Origin of the sequence: Flavobacterium sp. FlaQc-28, from assembly GCF_044007415.1 — a bacterium.
GTDB lineage: Bacteria > Bacteroidota > Bacteroidia > Flavobacteriales > Flavobacteriaceae > Flavobacterium.
Genome location: NZ_JBIPCM010000046.1, coordinates 1 through 217, shown reverse-complemented (window position 1 = coordinate 217; position 217 = coordinate 1). Strand labels below are relative to the sequence as shown.

Below are 217 nucleotides of genomic sequence, written 5' to 3'. Positions count from 1 at the left end.
GTTCCTGCTCCTGCGAAAGCTGGAGTCCAAGTTCCTCCTGCATCTGCACTTCCGCCTAATGCTGCAAATAATGATCCTGATGTTACTGTACTGCCTGAACAAATCGTTAATGTTCCGTTTGTTCCTGCATCTGGCTGCGCCTGCTCTGTTACTGAAACTGTCGAAACAGCATCAACAGTACATGGAGCTGTAGCCGCCACGGTGTAAGTATACGTTC

The 217-nt window shown here is 48.8% G+C and carries 1 protein-coding gene; it reads right to left on the bottom strand.

Features of this window, described 5'->3' with window-relative positions; genetic code table 11:
* Positions 1-217, bottom strand: a 217-nt coding sequence (locus ACHRVL_RS23125; RefSeq protein ID WP_395415611.1) for a hypothetical protein, incomplete at both ends; no start/stop codon positions are given.